The following is a 21,498-nucleotide window of genomic DNA, read 5'->3' on the forward strand; positions in this document are numbered from 1 at the left end:
CTTTGATAAATATTATTTTGCATTCATTAGACATAAAAATTGTGAGCATAGAGAGCAACCTTTTAAAAATTATCCAAGAAAATGCTATAGAAAAGGAGCTAAATTGGATTTTAAGTAAGACATCAGGTGATAGTAAACATATTTTAACGGCATTTGTCGCGGCACCAAGATTTGTATCGAAAAAGACAGTAACTATTTCATTAGATAACGAAAACATTATTCATGAGTGGACATTGGATAGATTAACAAGAGTTTATTTATTGTTATCCATTCCGCACGATTCAGAAGAAGCATATCTAAAAAATATTAATTCCCTGTTTGATACTGCCGAAATCAACGAAGCTGTTGCACTTTATTCTGCGTTGCCATATTTGGCTTTCTCTCAAAAATGGGTTTACAGAGCTACAGAGGCTGTTCGTTCTAATATTGGTTTGATTTTCGATTCGTTGGCATTTAGAAATACCTTTGCCAGTACTTATTTTTCTGAAGCAGAATGGAATCAATTAGTGTTAAAATGTATTTTTAATGATAAGCCCATACATTTAATTCATGGTTTATCAGAAAGAGCCAATCAAAAATTAGCGGATACGCTTTCGGATTTTGCTCATGAACGCTGGGCTGCTGGCAGAACAGTTCCAGCACAAGTTTGGCGATTAGTCATTCAGTTTTTGAACGAAAGTTTACTAAAAGATATAGAAAAGTTATTGTTAACCGATAGTCAGCAAAATCAAATTGCAGCAATATTAGTATGCAAAGAAACAACTTTTGAGCCAGCAAAATCCTTGCTTGAAAAATATTCAACATTGGTAGAAGCACTTGATAGTCAGGATATTTCTTGGAAAACTTTAGAAGAATAAGTGATTATCTCTTCTATTGTCCGATAATAAAGGATATACTAATTAGTATTTTATTCGAAATTTAAAGCTAGTTTAAAGCGGAGTTTGTGTGTTGATCTTTGAACTAGTTATTAACCACTAATCTAATGTGCCAAAAACATAATGAAATAAGCCAAAATCCTTCACATTTTGAAGGAACAGTAGAAGAATTGGCAACGACAACGAATGTACAAGTGAATTTCATGGATTATATCAAAGACATGAAGTTTTTTGATCCACACATTCACATGACTTCTCGTACAACTGATGACTATCAAGCATTGGCTGATGCAGGCGTGGTAGCTATTATTGAGCCTGCCTTTTGGCTTGGTCAACCACGTACGGGACTTTCAACTTTCAAAGATTATTATAGTAGTTTAATAGGATGGGAGCGTTTTCGTTCTTCACAATTTGGCATCAAACATTATTGTACTATCGGTTTGAACTCTCGCGAAGCTAATAATGAAGCCCTTGCTGAAGAAGTGATGGAAATTCTACCGCTTTATTTATACAAAGAAGGCGTAGTAGGTGTGGGAGAAATTGGTTTCGATGACCAAACGCCTGCTGAAGAAAAATATTATCGTTTACAATTAGAGTTAGCCAAAGAAGCAGGCTTACCCGTTCAGGTACATACGCCGCACCGTGACAAGAAAAAGGGAACTGAAAGAAGTATGGCTATTGCACTAGAACATGGTATCAGCCCTGAAATGGTAATTATTGACCATAATAATGAAGAAACAGTAAAGAGTGTATTAGACCAAGGTTTTTATGCTGCTTTTACCATTTATCCATTTACAAAAATGGGGAATGAGCGTATGGTAGAGGTGGTTAAACAATATGGTTCTGAAAGAATTATGATTAATTCTGCTGCTGACTGGGGCATTAGCGACCCATTGGCTATTCCCAAAACGGCAGCTTTGATGAAAATTAAAGGAATTTCAGACCATGATATTCGTTTGGTTACTTATCAAAATGCCATTGATGCTTTTGCTCAGAGCGGACAAATTAATGTGGATGATTTTGAAAATCCGCAAGAAATAGACCAAAGTCTAAAATTTAATGGCAACACGATTTTGAGAGGGGGACAACAACCTAGAGTCGACAAAAATGCCTTAATCATTCGTTAAATTTTGAACATAAAAGCATACTTCCAACTTTTAAGACCTGCCAACATTGTGACATCCGTAGCCGATATTTTCGCTGGGATTTCCATCGCAGGTTTTATTTTTTCAAGCGATACTCAAAGTATTCAAACGATTCTTTTACTCGTCATTGCTACTAAGTGTCTATATGGTGGCGGTATCGTGTATAACGACGTTTTTGATGCTAAGCTAGATGCTGTAGAGAGGCCCGAACGACCAATTCCAAGTGGAAGAGTCAGCAAGCAAAGTGCTGCCATATTCGGTAGTATTCTACTTATAATAGGTATTATTGCAGCCTTTCTGAACAGTACTCTAAGTGGACTAATCGCTACTGCCGTTGCTATTTTGGCATTGGTTTATAATCGTTTTGGTAAACATCATGATATCATCGGCCCAATTAATATGGGGCTTTGTCGTGGTGGAAACCTCATTTTGGGAATGTCTGCCGTAGCTACTGCACCTGCAGAACTGTGGTATTTAGGTATTATTCCTGTTATATACATAGCTGCTATTACGATGGTAAGTAGGGGAGAAGTACATGGAGGAAGCCAAAAAACGTTATATTTTGCAGGATTTTTATATACTTTTGTTAGTATCTCTCAATTGCTTTTTGCATTCCAGCTAGGCTATTTTGAACTAGCCCTTGGCTTTGTATTATTACACATTTACCTGATTTTCAGACCATTAATTACTGCTATTGCTAACCCAATAGGGCCTAATATTGGCAAGGCTGTGAAAGCGGGAGTGCTGTCTTTAATCGTAATGGATGCAGCATGGGTAAGTGTGTCAGGAAACTGGATTCTTGCTTTATTTGTTTTAGCATTGTTGCCCCTTTCCATGAAATTGGCTAAGCTATTTGCCGTTACATAAAGCAAGGAGTTATGCGTTGATGGAGCCAATAATAGGGCTTCATATTAGTTAACTATTATTTAAAATTTGATTTTTTACTCGTATTATAAATGTCTCAGATTCAGCAAACATTTCAGGTTAATTTTTCGTACAATATCTTATTTACCGAAAATCTTTTCGCCCCTGAAAACACTACTTTAATTACTTTCTTAAACGATTTTGGCAGTCATTATGGTGCAAATGAGTTTCGTAAGAAAATTTTATTTCTAATTGACGAAGGTGTTGCCAACACACATCAATACTTGCAAGAAGCCATAAAAAAATACTTTGAAGGTCAGGAACAAGTTGAGCTAGTAGCAGATATTATCGTGTTACCGGGTGGAGAACAAGTAAAAAATGATGAAATATATTTAGCTCAAACACTCCGCGCAATTGATACTTATGGAATCGACCGTCACTCATTTGTAGCCGCCATAGGTGGTGGTGCATTTTTAGATATGACAGGCTATGCATCAGCTATTGCTCATAGAGGTGTAAAACATATCCGTATTCCTACGACTGTACTTTCACAAAATGATTCGGGTGTTGGTGTAAAAAATGGTGTAAACTATTTCGGCAAAAAGAACTTTTTAGGCACATTTGCTCCGCCAGTAGCAGTATTTAATGATAGCACTTTTTTGAGAACCCTTGACGACCGTGATTGGCGTTCGGGTATTTCAGAAGCGGTAAAAGTGGCTCTTATCAAGGATATATCCTTCTTTGAATGGCTTGAAAATAAATCTGTTTTGTTGGCTCATAGAGATGAAGAGTCTATGAACGAGCATATTTTCCGTTGTGCCGAATTACATGTACAACATATTTCTAGTGGTGATCCTTTTGAAAGTGGTTCTGCCCGTCCTTTAGATTTTGGTCATTGGGCGGCTCATAAACTAGAGTATCTTACCAATTTTGAAATACGTCATGGCGAAGCCGTAGCTATTGGCATTGCCCTCGACTGTGTGTATTCTTATTTAAAAGGCATGATTAGCGAAGATGCTTTAGATAGAATTTTGTTAGTTTTAGAAAACCTAGGCTTTGATTTATATCATCCAGCCTTGGCAGAAAATGACAAAATTAATCTTTGGAAAGGTCTTAATGAATTCCGTGAGCATTTGGGCGGTCGCCTAACCATTACTTTATTGGAAGGACTTGGGAAAGGAGTAGAAGTACACGAAATAGATTTCGAATTGGTAAAACAGGCTGTAGATATTCTGGAAAAACGCTCATAAAAAATTATGAAAACTCCCTTCGGACTTTTAACATATTGTAGTAATATTCATCCTGGTGTAGATTGGAAACATCATTTTTCAGTACTCCAAAGTAGCATTCCTGAAATTAAAAAGTCAGTGAGTAAAGATGCCCCAATGGGCATTGGCTTGCGTTTAGCCAATCAAGCGAGTATAGATTTATCCGAAGCAAATAATTTTGAGGCTTTTCAAAATTGGCTGACCGAAAACGATTGTTATGTGTTTACCATGAATGGGTTTCCATACGGTGGTTTTCATGATGTCGTAGTAAAAGATCAAGTACATGCCCCTGACTGGACGACTGATGACAGAGCACAATATACTATCAGGATGTTTAAGTTGTTGGCTAAACTTTTACCTGCTGAGATGAACGAAGGAGGGATTTCAACCTCGCCACTTTCATACCGTTTCTGGTGGAAAACAGAAAGTGATACTCCCTCAGAAAGTCTTCATTATGCAACTACATTGGCTACACAAAATATGCTTTTGGTAGTTGATGAATTAATTACACTTAAAGAAATAACAGGAAAAACATTACATTTAGACATTGAGCCAGAGCCAGATGGTATCTTGGAAAATTCTACCGAATTTATTACTTGGTATGAAGAGTATCTAAGACCTATCGCCATAGAATATTTCGCAAAGAAAGGGATTTCTAAAGAAGAAACACTTGAAATATTACATACTCATATTCAGCTATGTTATGATGTTTGTCATTTTGCGGTAAGCTACGAAAAACCTACCGTCGTAGTTGAGCAATTATCAAAAGCAAATATTGCTGTTGGCAAAATTCAAATAAGCTCAGCTATTAAAGTAGATTTTACAAAAGATGCCGAAGCAAAATTAAAAGCCATTGCTCAATACAACGAAGTAAGTTATTTACACCAAGTAGTTGCTAAGAAAGCAGACGGTACTTTTGAAAAATATCAAGATTTGGATCTTGCTATTCAGGCATTTGAACCAGAAAAACACGTAGAATGGCGAGTACATTTTCATGTGCCTTTATTTATCGAACAATATGGTGAGCTTTCATCAACACAATCAGACATTGTAGATACCATAGCCATTCATAAACAAAAACCTTTTACCAATCATTTAGAAATTGAAACTTATACTTGGGGTGTTTTACCGCCAGAAGTACAAGTTCCTTTGAATGAATCTATTGCTAGAGAAATTAGCTGGGTGCAAGGATTGCTGTGAGCAAATCGTCTTTCGGTCAATCTGATTTCGGCTTGGTTTTCGTTTTCTCTTTACTCATAGCTTAAGATATAAATAGTTGACATATTTCTAACAAAAATGCTGAAAGCTGATGACTGACAGCAGATAGCTAAAAATAATATGAAAAAAACAGTAGTCATTGATGTAGTAGGCCTGAGTACTAGTGTCATCGGAGAATATACTCCGTTCATTAAAAAATATCTTTCTGAACATCAGCTTACCCATATAAAACCTGTTTTACCTGCTGTTACAACCACTTCACAAAGCTGTTATGTAACAGGGAAATTCCCTGATACGCACGGTATTGTTGGGAATGGTTGGTACGACCGTGAAGACAATGAACATAAATTCTGGAAGCAGTCCAACAAAATAGTAAAGGCTGAAAAAATTTGGGAAGCAGCTAAGCGTCAAGACCCAAATTTTACTTGTTCTAAAATGTTTTGGTGGTATAATATGTATTCTTCGGCTGATTATTCAGTAACGCCAAGACCACAATACCATGCTGACGGTGTAAAAGCCCCCGATTGTTATACACAACCAGCAGATTTACGTGATAAACTTCAAGCTGATTTAGGGACTTTTCCATTATTTAGTTTTTGGGGTCCTAATGCTAATATTAAATCTTCAAAATGGATTGCCGATGCTTCTATTTGGGTGGACAAAGCTCATGACCCAACCCTAAGTTTGATTTACTTACCTCATTTAGATTATTGTTTACAGAAATATGGGGTAGATTTTTCTAAAATCCATAAAGAATTAGGAGAAGTAGATAAACTAGTAGAAGATTTGGTATCGCATTATCAAGCTAAGGATACTAATATCATTATTTTATCTGAATATGGTATCAATAGCGTGAATAATCCTATTCATATCAATAGAATATTCCGAGAAAATGGTTTGATTTCTGTGCGAGTTGAACGTGACTATGAATTATTAGATGCTGGTGTTTCAAAGGCTTTTGCCATTGCCGACCATCAGATTGCTCATATTTATATTAATGATAAAAGTGAAGAAGCACGTGTAAAAAGTATTTTAGAAAATACCAAAGGCATTGCTTTAGTGCTAGATGAAGAAGGGAAAAAGGCTCATCATATTAATCATGAACGTGCTGGAGATTTAGTAGTGATGGCAGACGCCGACAGTTGGTTTACTTACTATTATTGGTTAGACGATTCAAAAGCCCCTGATTACGCTCGTTTGGTAGATATTCACAGAAAGCCTGGTTACGACCCTGTAGAAATGTTTATGAATCCTGCTAATCCATTTATTAAATTAAGAGCAGGCTACAAATTAGCTCGTAAATTATTAGGATTCAGGTATTTGATGGACGTTATTCCATTAGATGCGACCCTTGTAAAAGGCTCTCATGGAGGTATTAATATTGGTAAAGAATACTATCCTATATTAATTTCTGATAAAAAAATAGGAGACGGCGAAATTCAAGCACCTGACGTATATGATGTAATTTGGGAAGCTTTGTTTTCAAAATAAGAACAAAATATATTTTACTAGAAAGGCTACTCAAAAAAGTAGCCTTTCTTTTTATCTAATTTTTAAAATAGACAATCCATCGTTAAACTATTCTGAATCAAGCCTGCTGAATGTTTATTAGGCTGTAATCCAAAAGTAGTTATTAGGGTAAGGAAAATAGATTTCCTTGTTTTTGACTCTGCCTTAAATATCCCAATTTTATTCTGTAATTCGCTAGCATATTTTTTATCAATCACAAAAGGATTAATAGAGTATTTCATTTCGCAAAGATTGATTACTTGGTCTCTTCTATCAATTACTAAATCAACTTGAGTACCTTGTTCAGAGCTTGTACTCCGCCATGAAGAGGTAGTCGTTTGAATACCATTAATTCCCAAACCTTGTTTTATTTGTTGTAAATGATATAAACACACTTGTTCAAAAGCGTAACCACTCCATGTTCTATGTTTTGGACTATCAATAGCATTAATCCAATTATTTTGGTCCATTGGTAAAGTACCATTGATAAATTTCAAATAGAATAACGTATAAAAATCTACCAACTGATACAAACTACTCTTTGTTTTCTTGCCAAAAGGTACATACTTTCGAATAAATCCACTTTCTTCTAATTCATCAAGTACTCGTGTTGTACTGCCAGCGTTTGGTAATTTAGTACTATTTAAAATATCATCTCTAGTCAATCCTTTAGCTTTTTGTGCTAAACTATTTACAATACTGATATGCTTCTCTGAGTTTTTGAATAAGGAACTATACAGATTTGTGAACTCTGTTCGCAATAATCCATTCTCAGTAAAACATATTTGTTCTATATTCTGACTAGCACTCAAACTTGAAGAAACTTCCTCCCAATAAAAAGGAATTCCTCCCATTACCATATACAATTGGATAATCTGGTACCTATCCAATACTGAGTGTTTATTCTTTAGAAACAATTCACATTCAGCCAAAGTAAAGGGGACAACCCTTACTCGCTTGGTCACTCTGTTATGCAAACCGCCTTTGTTGTTGATTAATTTATTTAACATCCATGAGGCCGCAGAACCACAAACAATTAATACAACATCTATTCTTGCAGAAGCCCAGCTATTCCAAAAATGTTCTAATGCCTGTACAAAACCTGAACTTGGGGTATCGAACCAAGGTAATTCGTCTATAAATATATACTTCCGTGAAGCTTGTACTTTTTCGAGATAAGTTATTAATTGCTGAAAAGCAGATATCCAATCTGTTGCCTGACTGATTGTTGTATTTTTATCAGCTTTTTGTAGCGCTATATGAAAATTAGTAAGTTGTTGAGTTAAGCTAGCATTTCCTAAGCCTGTTACCTGAAAAGCAAATTTCCCTTCAAAAGCCGAACGAATCAGAAAGGTTTTACCTACTCTTCGTCTGCCATATACTGCCACAAACTCAGATTTACTTGAAGATTCCAAGCCTTTTAAGATTTGTAATTCATCTTTACGTCCAACAATTTTTGCCATATCCTCATTGATTTTCAGGCAAATATAATAAAAATGTCACTTTAAGCCAAATTGAAGACTCAATTTGGCTTAAAGTGACATAAATAAGACAGATAAAGCCAAATTGAGGCTTATAGTTTATTTATAACTAATTCCATCCCCAAACTTAAACAGCGCATAACCTTTCGGTTTTAAATATCCTGGCACATCAGATTGATTTTCTGAAACGGCTTTCTCTGAAACAGGCGTAGTAAAAGGCATTTTACCTGTTGGGTTAAATGCACCGCTTACTACATCCAAAAGTGCATCAGTTGTAGTGCCAAATGTCGCTATTACAGTTTTTAAGTTTGTACCATCGATTTCATCAATTACCCAAGGGCTGGTAAAATTAATGGCAACCACTGTAGGTTTAGCCTTGATAATTTCGTTTACGTGAGCTATATCTATTTTATTTTTAGACAAACTCAATTCAATCGGTTTGCCTTGCGAACTAAACAAACTTCCACCATTAGGGATAAGCCACAATAATGCGACATCTGCTTCTTCTTTACTTCCTACAAATTCAATAGTAGGGTTCGAAATACTTGGTTTATTAACAGTAATTGGATTGGGGTTTCTACCATTGTCATAATAGGTCTCAAAATATACTTTTGTCTTTTTGGTAATAGGTAAAACCTTTGCATAATTACGCAATAAAACGATAGATTTTCTGAGCGCTAAATCTGCTTTTTTCTGAAAAGTTGTATTACCTACTGTTTTTACAGCTGCTTCTACATTAACGTAAGGATTTTCAAATAGTCCCAACTCAAATTTTTCTTTCAAAAGTCTAGCAATCGACTCATTGATTCTTTCTTCTGAAACCAAGCCTTTTCTAACAGTTTCTAGTAATAAAGATGGGTCTGCACTTCCAGAAAAAATATCAACCCCTGCATCAATAGCTTTTTGATAACGCTGTAGAATCGACAAGTTTTCAACTCCCCACGGCATCATATCAATAGGACCTGTATCTGAATTAATAATTCCCTTAAAGCCAAGTTTTTTTCTCAACAAATCTTGAATAATTGCTTTATTGTACGAAAATCCAACTTCTTCAAATCCATCTCCTTTAGGGGCAGAATAATAAGGCATAATAGCCGAAGTGCCTGCCGAAATAGCTGCAATAAAGGGTTTTAGATGGTATTCAAACATTCCACCAGGATAATGTGCATTTTTCCCCCAATCAAAATGGGAATCTTGTCCACCAACTTGTGGCCCACCCCCTGGGAAATGTTTGGTAGTCATGGCTACTGAATTTTTATTCAATTTATTGCCTTGAAAACCCAATACAATTTCACGAATCATGCTTGATGTCAAATCAGCATTTTCACCAAAAGTGCCTTCAATACGTCCCCAACGAGGCTCAGTAGATAAATCTGCCATATACATATAGCCCTTTCGCAAACCTACTGCTGACCATTCTTTGCCTGCGATTTCAGCAAATTCATGCGTAAGTTTTAAATCTCTCATGGCTGCCAAGCCTAATTCTCCGGGCCATTTAGAAAAAACAGTTGTGCCTACACTCAACCCTATGGCTGCATCAATCGTAACATGATTACGTGGATTAGAAGCAACAATAGCGGGAATGCCGAGGCGTGATGTTTCACATAAAGCTTGCAGGTTATTTGCCCATTCTGCCATGATTTTGACACTGGTATTCGCTCTTAAAATAAAATGACGTAGGTTGTAATTCATTACGCCTTTTGTTGTTCCAGCGGCTGACATGGTAGGAACTGGCAAAGGTTTACGGGTAAACATATTGATGGGTTGCATCAAATCTTCTTCATTAAACCCACTTGAAATTTCAGCTTTAGGAGCGTTAGGTTGAAAAGAATAATCACCAGCCAAACGAGTAGTACTGATAATCATAAAACCTATCTTTTCTTCTAAAGTCATTTGAGCAACCAAGTCTTTTACTCTTAAGTCAATAGGCAGGCGCCAGTCCTCATATTTATCAAGCTTAGCATTCTTGTTTAAATCTTTGAATGTCAGATTTTTGACTTTTAAAAGGTTAACACTTCTATTGCCAAGCTCAGGCTGTATTACTTTCTGAGCATCTGAACCTAGCACAAAAAATGTTTGAAACACCACTAACGCTGTAACTTTTAAGTAAATATTCATATCTTAACTTTAGTTTTAATGAACCAATTAGAAATAATCACCATTATTATAGTTAATTTACCCCTCAAAATGAGCTTTATCATTGCGAAAGGCTTATTTCATAAAGCCTATCATTATTAATTTATACTTATTTTTTATAAATAAAGTTATATTTTATAATCGCATAGAGATGACAAACAATCTTAATATTTAAAACCATGAGTGACTCGAAATTTCCAGAGAAATCAATCTTTATTTGTGATGGAAGCAAATGCGGAAAACACAAAGAAGTGCGTAAGATTTTTAAAGAAGCCATTAAAGAAAATGACTTAAAAGATACTGTAGAGATTTTTAAAATAGAATGCACTGACCGATGTAAACAGGCACCAGTTATGTGCTTTCAACCACAAAACAAATGGTTTACTGAGGTTTCGATGTGGAAAGCCGAGAAGATTTTTAAAGATATGATTTTGACTAATTAGCGATTCAACAGCCTGAATTGCTCGGGCGTTTGATGAACATCTTTTTTGAAAACCCTTATAAAATATGAACAATCGTCATAACCAAGGTGATAGGCGATTTCGCAAATAGACATACTTGAATGCAATAAAAGTCTTTTGGCTTCTAAAATAATACGGTCTCTGATTAGTTCTCCTGCCGTTCTGCCTACTATTTTATTACAAATAGCATTGAGATAATTAGCTGTGATATTTAGTTGACTGGCATAGTCTTTCACAGATTTGTATTTTAGATAATAGTCTTCTATCAGATTTTCAAAACTTTTGAATTTCGAGATACTTAAAGTAGAAGAATCGTCTTTATAATTGGGTTGATATACCCTAAGTGCCTGAATTAAAATCTGTTTGAGAATTGTTTTGATATAAGATTCATAGTGAGGCTTTTTGTGGGCATATTCTTGAATGATTTCTTCAAAATGGTCTTCAATTATATTACTTAATGACTCATCAAAAATAACCATCGGTTCATCGTTCGGGCTATTATTGAAAAAGGGTAATCCATTCAACGAAAGATTGTTTTCATCTACTTCGTAGAATTCTTTCTTAAAGAAAAAAGAATATCCTTCAATATCATCACTAAGGTTCCATTCATGTACCTGTCCTTCATTCATTAAAAAAAGTTGGTGTGGTACTACCTCGTAATGCCTGAAATCAATATCATGAGTCCCCGTTCCTCTTTTTATATAAATCAAATTATAAAAATCATGTCTATGCGGAAAATCAGCAGGAGTCAACGTTTTAGCATGAACTTCTAATCTCCGAATGTCCATATTCATCATAATATGCGTACCACAACTATTTAGTTGCTCGATGGTGATGATTGGAATTGGTTTTTTCATTTTATGGACAGAAGACGCAAGACTAAAGACTAGAAGATTAAGGATATAGTTTTATAAGATTAAGATAGAAGAAACAAGACAAAAGAAGTAAGTTTTATAAAGACTAAAAAATCTTGTCTTATATCTTATGTCTTGCGTCTTCAGTCTATAAAAAAACTTAATGCGGTAATTTATCTCTTAAATATCCGTACACCCACGTACCAGCTATGGCACTTACTAAGGTAACACTTACTACTGCAAAACCACTTCCGATTTGAGCGAACAATGGTCCTGGACAAGCACCTGTAATAGCCCAGCCTAAACCAAAAATTAAGCCTCCATAGATTTGACCTTTACTGAATACCTTATCATGGAAAATGATTTTTTCGCCTGAAAGCGTTTTTATATTTAATTTCTTGATTAGGAATACCGAAATCATTCCTACTACTACAGCCGTACCAATCACTCCATACATAAAGAATGATTGTAACCTAAACATCTCTTGTATTCTGAACCATGATACTATTTCAGCTTTTACAAACACTATCCCAAAGATGATACCGACTAACATATATTTAAAATTGCTAGCGAAGGATTCTTTTTTAACTTGTTCGTTTGGTGCATCACACACAAACTCTTCGTTCATTAAAACATCTTGTTTTTGCATAGTCTTAGAAAAGTTTAAAGATGAGAGGTAATAGTAAGTGTATCATCAAAAAGCCTCCCGCCATAAATGAAATAGTGGCAATTAATGACGGAAGTTGTAGGGTTGACAAACCCATGATAGCATGACCAGAAGTACAACCACCTGCGTATCGCGTTCCAAATCCAACCATAAAGCCTCCCAATATAAAAAAGAAGAAACCTTTCAAGGTAAAAATATTATCAATACTGAATAAATCAGCAGGCATTAAGTTTGAAAAATCTGTAATACCCAAAGCCTTCAAATCCGCAACTGTTTGTTCACTGATGACAATGGTATTCGGATTGGACAAAAAATTGGTAGCGATAAATCCACCAATTAATACACCTGCTACAAAAAATAGATTCCATATTTCTTTCTTCCAATCATATTTGAAAAAAGAAATATTAGCAGGAAAACAAGCTGCACAGATATGACGTAAAGACGATGAAATTCCAAACGATTTATTTCCAATAATGAGTAAAGCGGGTACGGTCAGGCCAATTAGTACTCCTGCAACTGCCCAATGCCAAGGCTGACGAATTAATTCTATCATTTTTCTGGATGTTAAATATTATTTTAATTTAGAAGGACATACAAAATCTGTTGTAGGAACAGCTGTTTTAGCAATATCATTGAAACCTCCAGCCACATCTACCACATTATCAAAACCGCGGGCTTTTAAAATAGAGCTTGCTATCATAGAACGATATCCACCAGCGCAATGAATATAATTAGTCTTTGTTTTTGAAAATTCGGCCATGTTATCACTCAACGCCGATAGTGGAATATTCATGGATTCGTCAACGTGCTCAGCTGTATATTCCGTTTGCTTACGAACATCCTTCACTATTAATTGCCCGTTAGTTTCTTCAAATCTTTTAGCAAATTCTGTCGCTGAAATAGATTCTATGCTATCTGTTTCTTTACCTGCCTTTATCCAAGCCTCAATACCTCCTTCCAAATAACCAATCACATTGTCGTAGCCAACTCGTGAGAGACGAGTGACTACATCATCTATATTCTCTTTGTCTGCAATAAACAGAATTTCTTGTTCAATATCAGTAATCAAAGTACCAATCCACGGAGCAAAATCCCCTTTGATACCAATATTAATTGAATTTGGGATAAACGCATCTTTGAATACTTGCGCCGAACGAGTATCCAACACAACAGCCCCAGTTTCATTGGCGGCGGCCTCGAATGCTTCTATTGATAAAGCCTGCACATTATTGACAATTTCCTTCATCGTTTTGATACCCGTTTTGTTCATCATAACGTTTTTAGGAAAATAGTATGGGGGAGGCAACAAGCCATCCGTTACTGCGGCGATAAACTGCTCTTTGGTTTGTTCTTTCAAAGCATAATTAGTCGCTTTCTGGTTACCCAATGTGTCAAAAGTTTCTTTGCTCATATTTTTACCACAAGCTGAACCAGCTCCATGTGCAGGAAAAATAATTAAATCATCTGGCAAAGTCATTATTTTATTTCTTAACGAATCATATAAAAATCCCGCTAAATCGTTTGTAGTGATACTTCCCAATTTTTGTGCTAAATCTGGGCGACCGACATCTCCAATAAAAAGGGTATCTCCCGAAAACAAACAATGTTGATGACCGTTTTCGTCTGTTAATAAAAAACATGAAGACTCCATCGTATGACCTGGTGTATGGAGTACTTTGATAGTTGCTTTCCCAATTTGAAATGTCTGACCATCTTCTGCTACAATACAATCAAAATTTGGATTAGCCTTTGGCCCATAGACAATTGGAGCACCCGTCTGGCGAGATAAATCTAAATGTCCTGATACAAAGTCTGCATGAAAATGGGTTTCAAAAATATATTTAATTTTTGCATTATTTCTAGCAGCCTTCGCAATATAAGGTTGTACTTCACGAAGAGGATCAATAATGGCAACTTCACCTTCTGATTGAATATAATAAGCACCTTGTGCCAAACAGCCTGTATAAATTTGTTCTACTATCATTGTTAAGAATACATCAATGAAATGTATTAGTTTATTGATTTTGATGAATAAGATTAAATACTTAAAGTTTTTTCTTTAGAATTAGCATTGCAATTATACAATAGAATGCTACAGGTACCCATAAAATAGTGATTGAACTATAAAAAAATGAAGCTATTCCTCCCAATATAAATCCTATGATATTCAGCATCTTAACATAGAAAGATTTTAAGAAAGTCTTTTTGTAATCGGCTGAAAAGTCACCAAAAAAATATTTAGCTATGTCAAGCCCTGAAGCCATTACTACCCCTGTAATCTGTGAAGCCTTAACCTGATTTTCAGTATGATTAGCCCCTAAAGCATTTTGTGTACTAGAAACTAAAAAGAGTAACCAGATAATTAAGTGTTGTGACCAAAGTGCATATAATAGAATTGTCAGGTTTAGAAAAATCGGAAATATTTTTATATACGTTTTATCTCTTTTTTTTCCATAATAAAAACACGAGGATGCCCAAAACGACCCTACCCAGTACACAAAAACATACGAGCAGGTAATAAGAATGTCTCTATTAGTTTCTGTTTTATTCAATATAATACTTGTACTATAATGCCCCGTGATATTTGTTACCACCAATCCTAAAAATTGTATGCCCAAAATATTAATAATTCCCGAAACAAACGAAAATGAAAATGAGGATGTATATGTTCTTCGACTAATCATTAATGGTGGTATTAAAAATTAATATATGTTGTTTTTGTCATATATAAACGTAAGAAATCTTACATATTGCAATCACAATTCTCAATACATTGCAATAGTTTTACAATTTCTTTCTCCTTCAAATCATAATATACATTCAGTCCATCTTTATGAGATTGAAGTATTCCGCGAAGTTTCATATTAATCAGGTGATGAGAAATAAGCGATTGTTCACAATCTAAGGCTTTACAAATATCATTTACGCCCATTTCACCTTGTTGATTGAGTAACTCTATAATAGCCAATCGAACGGGGTGTGCCACTGTCTTTAGGATGTAGGCAGCCTTTTCCATTTTCTGCTTGCTAGCTTGAAATCTTTCTTTGGGACTGTTTTCTAGTACTTCCATTTCTATTATTTTAATTACAATACAAATATATGATAATATTTTCATATAGTACAAATAAGTACTTCAATATAGTGCTATTTAGGTAAATTGTACTGTAAATGTGTTGATTTGTTCGATGAAATAACATGATTTTTTTAAGAATTTTTATTTGTAATAATGAGTTTTAGAAATTTGATATTTATTATTGTTCTGTCCTTACTTTTCTTTTCTTGATAAAAGAAAAGTAACCGCGCGGCGGACCGCAAAAGAAAATCAAGAATTCCTAATCGCAGCGGCGACCCGCCTCGCTTCGCTCAAACAGTAGGAATTCGTTGCTCATCAATCACAAAAATTTATATTGTATTTAAGCTTTTTTACTTTTTTGAATCTCTTTTAAAATTTTATGGTCAATATAAAATGTACCAAATGGCAAAACACTGGCTAATAGTACCTTCCAAGTGGTTGTTGAAAACTTCCAGTTTTCTTCTACGCCCACACTCAAAGCATTGAGAATAAAAAGGATAAATAAAGCTCCGTGGATTGGTCCTAGTATTTTCGTTCCTGCTGGGTTATCCATATAATACTTCATGGGCGTAGCGATAAAAAGCAAGAATAGAAATGATACCCCTTCAAGAAAAGCGATGATGCGTAAACGCCCTATATTAGTTGAGAAAAAAGTTTTCATCTTAAAATTGTCTAAAAAGTGGTCTATGTGCTAAAGGGGAAAATGGCCAAGGGATGGCTATGAAAATGATGAATAAAGCTAATGAAAACCACACTAACATGGTTTTATATTTTTCTTCATCACTTTTTCTGCGTTTTGTCAAAGCCGAACCAATGGTTAAAACAATGATGGCAATCAACATTAAAAGGAGGTGTATTAAACTAAAAAAAGTAAATTCTAAGTGCTGAATAGCTTGCTTAAAATTACTCGAAAAATATTTAACAGTCGGGCTTTTAATGTAAAGATTAATCCCAACAATTAATTGAATATGTGCAATGGTGGCTGTCCAATGTCGGACTGAGTTATCTGTTTTTGAAAAAACAGCTTGGTTTTTTAAGCCAAGATAAGCCCTGAATAACGCATAAATAATACTAATTAAGACCAGCCACCTTAAAAGAGAATGAATAAATAAGAGAATTTGCATCGATATTTTAAGTTTTAACGTTACAAAGGTATCTAAAAACATACTAAATAGTATGTTTTTAGATAAAAAATTATTTCAATCGATTCAAATAGTCTTTCAACTCGTTTAAATAGGCTCGATAATAATCAGTGTTCTCATATAATTTCCCTAAGTTTCTAATACCTCCATAGCTGGCAGAAACGAAGATTGCGACTTGTTTACTATTAACATCTGCCCTTACCAAGTTTAAAGATTTTGCTCTTTCAACAGCTTTCTCTGTACTTTGTAAAACATTATCCATAATTTTAGTAAGTGCTTTACTAAAATTATCATTTAAAGGCGCCATTTCTTGAATCAGGTTATTAGTTGGGCAGCCATATTTAATTTGCAAATAAGGTTCTTGCATTAATAAATATTCCATTATGTGATAAATAGCCATTAATGGATTTTCAGCCGTCAAAAGTGGCTCTAACAACATTTTCCCCATCGTTTGCTGCATCATTTCGTTGATGACAGCAAGCCCCATCTCTTCTTTATTTTTGAAATGATAGAAAAAAGCCCCCTTTGTTACTTTAGTCGTAGCAATAATGTCGTCAATACTAGTAGCCTGATAGCCATTGATATAAATCAATTCAAAGGCTTTTTGAAGGATTGTCAATCGTGTTTCAGCAGCTTTTCCCATGATAATATTTCTGATTAGTCTTGTTTGGTGATACAAAGATGGCTGATTTATTGAAAAACTCTTTAATACTGATAGCCTGTAAATTATTAACCCTTGAACATAAAGTTAAAACCTTCATGTTCAAGGGTTAATTCCTGAATGATATTAAAAATATTGTCAACTATATTTTTAGCTTACTCTTCTTTACTAAATCGAATTTATCTCCCTTTTTCAAAAAGTACATTTTCATTTCATTTTTCTTTTGTTGGGTATCAAAAATCAACACCTGACTTTCGCCTAGTACTTCGGCTAATTTATTGTCTTGTACGTATACAGCTGTATTTTCATCTATACCAATTCCTAATAACGTTGGATTTTGAAGAATCAAGCCCATCAAGCGATTTTCTCTTTGTCTCTTCACAAAGTGCTGATCTACAATTACGTTGGGTAATAATCCCAACCCTTTTTTTGTTTCAACTTGCGAGCCATCAATTACGTCTAATTTGCCTTCACCTGTAATCATCTTTTCAGACATGATGGCTGTTCCTGCACTAGTACCTGCAAAAACTATTTGTTTATGATAACGTTCGTGCAAAGCCTTGAATAAACTTTCGTCTTCCAACACCTTCATAATCCTAACTTGGTCGCCTCCTGTAAAGAAAACACCTTTAGCTGTTTTTAACTGACTCAACAATACTTCTTTAGACTCGACTGTCAACGGAGAAACTGGCGCATGAACAACTTTGATAGGAGATAATGCTGAAATATCTTTTTTGATAGATTCAAAACTGGCTTCTTGTTCGCCACTTGCCCAAGTAATGATTAATATCTCGCCTTGGTCTTTCCCACTTAAATCAATAAATTTTGTCAGTACATCAGCAGGACGCTTTCCCCCTCCGATAATAATTAAACGTTCTTGAGCATAAGTAAAGCCCGAACACAATAAAATGATTGATAGAATTTTTAGAAGCATCTTTGCAAGAATTATTTGTTGAAGTATTTTCTTACAATATCGTAAATGTAATTTGTAAAAAATAGTATAAATATATTCTGTTTGAGGATTCTTATCTCTGAGTTTTATATTAAAAATTAAAATGATACTTTAGAGAGTTGGATAGCTTGTTATTGTAACAATGAAAATTACTATAAAAAAGATAAAGAAAATATATGCCACCCTATTATGATATTTACGGACTTTCAAAACAGAGAGACAAAGTAACCATTGAAAAGTTTTTAGACTATTTTTGTTACAGAGATAAAATTGAAAACAGAGAAGGGCAAGAAATTTTTGTATACAAAAATGAGCAGTATGATGTAGAAGAAACTTGGACACCAATTAGAAGTTTAACAGAGGTAATTGATTATGGTCTTATCCATAGAAACCATGGATTTGCTTTTTATATTGGAGATGATTTAAAAGAAGGGATAAATGACATAATATTGAAATTTACGTTCGATGGAAAAATTATTTTTGGAATATCTGTTGAAGAAAAAAAACTATTAGAGAATGGTAGCTTAGTTGACAATTATGACAAAGCATTTGAAATAGAAAAGCTAATTATCGAACTGGCAAACGCAATAAAAACGTCTATACAAGTTGAATATGCACCTTCAGACGATGAAGAAGAATTTGACAGTGATATTGAATTATGGAAAAATATGAATGAAGAAAAACGAAAGAAATAAACAGATATCTTTCCCGCCGTTGTTGGAGTTTGTCCTCCAACAACACGAGCGTAAGCAACTCTCCAATTATCCAAATGGCGAGTGATTGACAAGTGACTTGGCGGCGGAAAAACACACTATTCCTTCAGTAATCTAATACTATAAATAGCCCCAGTGTTTTGTTTATTTTTAGCAACAAATTTAATATTGATAGCCTTTGTATTAAATGTTTGTGGCAGTTCATAATCAATATCTGATGGCTTTCTTGACTTTTTTGCTTCTAGCTGAATCGTTTTAAACAACTCACCATTGATAACAATATCAAATTCTCTGGCTTTATTTTCATTTCCAACAGTAATTCTTAATTTCTTAGCAGTCTGTTCAGCGTTTCTTAAATCATAGCTAATCCAGTCGGTAGTACTTCTCCAAAAAGCCCCTAATTCTCCCCCTGTGTTTGATTGATTTCCTTGAAAATGATGGTCGGCTTCGGGTTGTTGTTCTCCTAAAGCTATTTGGTCGATGGTTTGTTGTTCCAACGCTAATTTTATTTGCTCCTTTTCCTTCATTTCTTTTACTTTCACTGCCAATTGTTCTTGATTCATTACAGGAAAATACATCATATAACGGGCATCATGTAACTGATAAAAAGGAATTAACGTTAGTGATTGGTATTTACTTGGATAAAGTGCATCGCCTATTGAAAACTGTAAAGCTGTATTTTTGATAGGTTGTATTTTCGATAGGTATTCATTTGAATTACTTACTAAAATCGGTGCTTCATCTAATGGATATAGCTTCCCTGAGGCTTCGTGTCCCATACGACTATCGTTAGCAAAAAGCCCTTTTAGGTCTGTCGTATCTGTTTTGGCTGCTAATACGATTGGTCCGTGTACAAATGAAACCCAAGGCGAGCCATCTGGAAGTGTTTCAGCAGTAGTTTCCATCGGGAAAGTAAGCGATACTTTATCACCTGATTTCCAAGCTCTATTGATAGCAATAAACGAAGAAGGTTTTTGATTCAGCACAAAGGCTTTCCCATTAATTTTTACTTGAAAAGCATTTTCTTTTACCCATTTTGGATAGCGAACAAAGAGCGTAAAGGTTTGTGGTTTTGTAAGTTTTAGGCTAATTTCTGAATTTGAAGTGTTCGGAAATTGGGTATTTTGAGTAAGTACTATTCCTTTTTCTTTCCAGTTCAGGGTTGAAGCCATGAATAGGTTTACATATAAATCTTTGTCGGTATGGGCATAAATCATTTCACCGTACTTTCCGTGATTTTCTAATCCTGAGCCTACACAACACCAAAAACCTTCTTGTGGCTGTGAATAAACACGGTAATGACGAGGACGAATAGGCGTAAAATACACAAATCCCCCTTTAGTAGGATGTTGAGACGACAAGATATGGTTAAACAATGTACGTTCATAAAAGTCTATATAATTGGCTTTAGGTTCTGACAAGAATAAAGATTTGGTAAGTTTGAGCATATTATAAGAATTACAAGTTTCTGGACCTTGGTTAGATTCCAACATCGGCGTAAAATCATTTACAGGATTAAAATGTTCTCTGAAACTATTTCCGCCAAAAGAAACACTGCGTTTTGAACTAACATTCTCCCAGAAAAAATTAGCCGCATTTGCCCAATCCTGATTGTTCGTCAAACTTGCAATACGTTGAAAGCCAATCACTTTTGGGATTTGTGTATTAGCATGCAAGCCTGTCAGCGCATCTTTTTGTTCTAAAAGGGGATTTAAAATAGCACGATGAGAAATCTTCTGGGCTATCTCTAAATATTTTTTTTCTTTCGTAATTTCATACAACTCAGCATACACTTCATTCATTCCACCATGTTCTGTTTGAAGCATTTTTTGGATTTGAACTTCATTCAAGTTTTGAATCGTAACAGCAAACCAATCGCCTAATTTTACCAAAACCGTTAATGCTTGTTTATTACCTCCTACCGTATAGGCATCGTACAAACCTGCAAATAATTTATGAATATTATACAGAGGTACCCAAGTATTGTTCAGACCAAATCCACTACCATCTAAATCTCCTTTGGCAATTCTCGACCAAAATACTTTTCCCTGTGGAATCCCTCCGACATACCCATCTCCATTTTTTTCTTGGCACAAAGCCAATTCCGACACCATATAGTTTAGGCGTTTCTGCATTTCGGGATTATTAGTCGAAGCATACATCAACGCCAAGGCTGATAAATAGTGTCCTCCTATGTGTCCATCCAAACCAGAGTTCTCCCAATTACCATATCGTTCTGCTTTTAATGGCAAGCCTGCATCTATGCGATATGGTGCTAACAATCTATCAGGATTTAAAGCAATGATATATTTCATATCCACCTGCTGAGCATTTAAAAATGGCCCTGCTTGCAAACGAACAGCTTGTAAAGGAAAGCTTTGAAGCTTTGGAGTAGTAGCAGATTCTTGTTGAGCATAACATGTTGTTAAAATGCTCATGAAAAACAAGTATAAAGAAAAGTGTTTGATAGACATTGTAT

At 34.9% G+C, this 21,498-nt stretch carries 21 protein-coding genes; 8 read left to right on the top strand and 13 right to left on the bottom strand.

Annotation, left to right across the window (positions count from 1 at the left end; genetic code table 11):
• The first annotated feature begins 41 nt into the window (after positions 1–41).
• The 6 genes from AC1RNE_RS21430 (at position 42) to AC1RNE_RS21455 (ending at position 6,861) form a co-directional block, all read left to right on the top strand.
• Positions 42–857 carry an EboA domain-containing protein gene (locus AC1RNE_RS21430; protein WP_492804022.1) on the top strand — a complete coding sequence of 272 codons (816 nt, stop codon included), beginning with the start codon at positions 42–44 and terminating at the stop codon, positions 855–857.
• A gap of 125 nt (positions 858–982) precedes the next feature.
• Positions 983–2,002: a TatD family hydrolase gene (locus AC1RNE_RS21435; RefSeq protein WP_492804024.1), complete on the top strand. Its 1,020-nt coding sequence runs from the start codon at positions 983–985 to the stop codon at positions 2,000–2,002.
• A gap of 3 nt (positions 2,003–2,005) precedes the next feature.
• Positions 2,006–2,887, top strand: coding sequence for a UbiA-like protein EboC (gene eboC, locus AC1RNE_RS21440; protein WP_492804026.1), 882 nt, complete (start codon positions 2,006–2,008; stop codon positions 2,885–2,887).
• An 89-nt stretch (positions 2,888–2,976) separates the two neighbouring features.
• The gene (locus AC1RNE_RS21445; RefSeq protein ID WP_492804028.1) at positions 2,977–4,134 is read left to right on the top strand and encodes a 3-dehydroquinate synthase; all 1,158 of its coding nucleotides are present in this window, start codon (positions 2,977–2,979) and stop codon (positions 4,132–4,134) included.
• 6 nt (positions 4,135–4,140) lie between these two features.
• The gene (gene eboE, locus AC1RNE_RS21450; protein ID WP_492804030.1) at positions 4,141–5,352 is read left to right on the top strand and encodes a metabolite traffic protein EboE; all 1,212 of its coding nucleotides are present in this window, start codon (positions 4,141–4,143) and stop codon (positions 5,350–5,352) included.
• 138 nt (positions 5,353–5,490) lie between these two features.
• Positions 5,491–6,861: an alkaline phosphatase family protein gene (locus AC1RNE_RS21455; protein WP_492804032.1), complete on the top strand. Its 1,371-nt coding sequence runs from the start codon at positions 5,491–5,493 to the stop codon at positions 6,859–6,861.
• A gap of 62 nt (positions 6,862–6,923) precedes the next feature.
• Here the strand turns inward: AC1RNE_RS21455 and AC1RNE_RS21460 are convergent, their stop codons facing one another.
• Together AC1RNE_RS21460 and AC1RNE_RS21465 are read right to left on the bottom strand one after the other, a co-directional pair.
• Entirely contained in the window at positions 6,924–8,342 is a 1,419-nt protein-coding gene (locus tag AC1RNE_RS21460; RefSeq protein ID WP_492804033.1) for an AAA family ATPase, read from the bottom strand.
• A 117-nt stretch (positions 8,343–8,459) separates the two neighbouring features.
• Positions 8,460–10,478 (bottom strand): glycoside hydrolase family 3 protein, encoded by a 2,019-nt coding sequence (locus AC1RNE_RS21465; RefSeq protein WP_492804035.1) that lies wholly within the window; start codon positions 10,476–10,478, stop codon positions 8,460–8,462.
• Positions 10,479–10,675: 197 nt separating this feature from the next.
• On the opposite strand from AC1RNE_RS21465, the gene AC1RNE_RS21470 reads away from it, so the two are divergent.
• On the top strand, positions 10,676–10,939 hold the full coding sequence (locus tag AC1RNE_RS21470; RefSeq protein ID WP_492804036.1) for a (2Fe-2S) ferredoxin domain-containing protein: 264 nt from the start codon (positions 10,676–10,678) through the stop codon (positions 10,937–10,939).
• On the opposite strand, the gene AC1RNE_RS21475 is transcribed toward AC1RNE_RS21470, so the two are convergent.
• From AC1RNE_RS21475 to AC1RNE_RS21520, 10 genes are all read right to left on the bottom strand, one after another.
• The gene (locus tag AC1RNE_RS21475; protein WP_492804038.1) at positions 10,936–11,814 is read right to left on the bottom strand and encodes a helix-turn-helix domain-containing protein; all 879 of its coding nucleotides are present in this window, start codon (positions 11,812–11,814) and stop codon (positions 10,936–10,938) included. The two genes, AC1RNE_RS21470 and AC1RNE_RS21475, sit on opposite strands and share 4 nt — an antisense overlap.
• A gap of 157 nt (positions 11,815–11,971) precedes the next feature.
• The gene (locus AC1RNE_RS21480; protein ID WP_492804039.1) at positions 11,972–12,460 is read right to left on the bottom strand and encodes a DUF6691 family protein; all 489 of its coding nucleotides are present in this window, start codon (positions 12,458–12,460) and stop codon (positions 11,972–11,974) included.
• 4 nt (positions 12,461–12,464) lie between these two features.
• Positions 12,465–13,031 carry a YeeE/YedE family protein gene (locus AC1RNE_RS21485; protein ID WP_492804041.1) on the bottom strand — a complete coding sequence of 189 codons (567 nt, stop codon included), beginning with the start codon at positions 13,029–13,031 and terminating at the stop codon, positions 12,465–12,467.
• 18 nt (positions 13,032–13,049) lie between these two features.
• The gene (locus AC1RNE_RS21490; RefSeq protein WP_492804043.1) at positions 13,050–14,462 is read right to left on the bottom strand and encodes an MBL fold metallo-hydrolase; all 1,413 of its coding nucleotides are present in this window, start codon (positions 14,460–14,462) and stop codon (positions 13,050–13,052) included.
• Between the two features lie 61 nt (positions 14,463–14,523).
• Complete coding sequence (locus AC1RNE_RS21495; protein ID WP_492804044.1) at positions 14,524–15,162, bottom strand: DUF1275 family protein; 639 nt, start codon at positions 15,160–15,162, stop codon at positions 14,524–14,526.
• 59 nt (positions 15,163–15,221) lie between these two features.
• Entirely contained in the window at positions 15,222–15,548 is a 327-nt protein-coding gene (locus tag AC1RNE_RS21500; protein ID WP_492804045.1) for an ArsR/SmtB family transcription factor, read from the bottom strand.
• 343 nt (positions 15,549–15,891) lie between these two features.
• Positions 15,892–16,212 carry a DUF3817 domain-containing protein gene (locus AC1RNE_RS21505; RefSeq protein WP_492804047.1) on the bottom strand — a complete coding sequence of 107 codons (321 nt, stop codon included), beginning with the start codon at positions 16,210–16,212 and terminating at the stop codon, positions 15,892–15,894.
• Position 16,213: 1 nt separating this feature from the next.
• On the bottom strand, positions 16,214–16,675 hold the full coding sequence (locus AC1RNE_RS21510; RefSeq protein WP_492804049.1) for a hypothetical protein: 462 nt from the start codon (positions 16,673–16,675) through the stop codon (positions 16,214–16,216).
• Positions 16,676–16,745: 70 nt separating this feature from the next.
• Complete coding sequence (locus tag AC1RNE_RS21515; protein ID WP_492804051.1) at positions 16,746–17,336, bottom strand: TetR family transcriptional regulator; 591 nt, start codon at positions 17,334–17,336, stop codon at positions 16,746–16,748.
• A gap of 160 nt (positions 17,337–17,496) precedes the next feature.
• Positions 17,497–18,288 (bottom strand): cyanophycinase, encoded by a 792-nt coding sequence (locus tag AC1RNE_RS21520; protein ID WP_492804053.1) that lies wholly within the window; start codon positions 18,286–18,288, stop codon positions 17,497–17,499.
• 194 nt (positions 18,289–18,482) lie between these two features.
• On the opposite strand from AC1RNE_RS21520, the gene AC1RNE_RS21525 reads away from it, so the two are divergent.
• Positions 18,483–19,001, top strand: a complete 519-nt coding sequence (locus tag AC1RNE_RS21525; protein WP_492804055.1) for a hypothetical protein — start codon at positions 18,483–18,485, stop codon at positions 18,999–19,001.
• Between the two features lie 116 nt (positions 19,002–19,117).
• On the opposite strand, the gene AC1RNE_RS21530 is transcribed toward AC1RNE_RS21525, so the two are convergent.
• On the bottom strand, positions 19,118–21,457 hold the full coding sequence (locus AC1RNE_RS21530) for a beta-L-arabinofuranosidase domain-containing protein (protein ID WP_492804057.1): 2,340 nt from the start codon (positions 21,455–21,457) through the stop codon (positions 19,118–19,120).
• Positions 21,458–21,498: the final 41 nt, after the last annotated feature.

The sequence above is a fragment of the Arcicella sp. GW822-FHT02H01 genome (assembly GCF_058802005.1).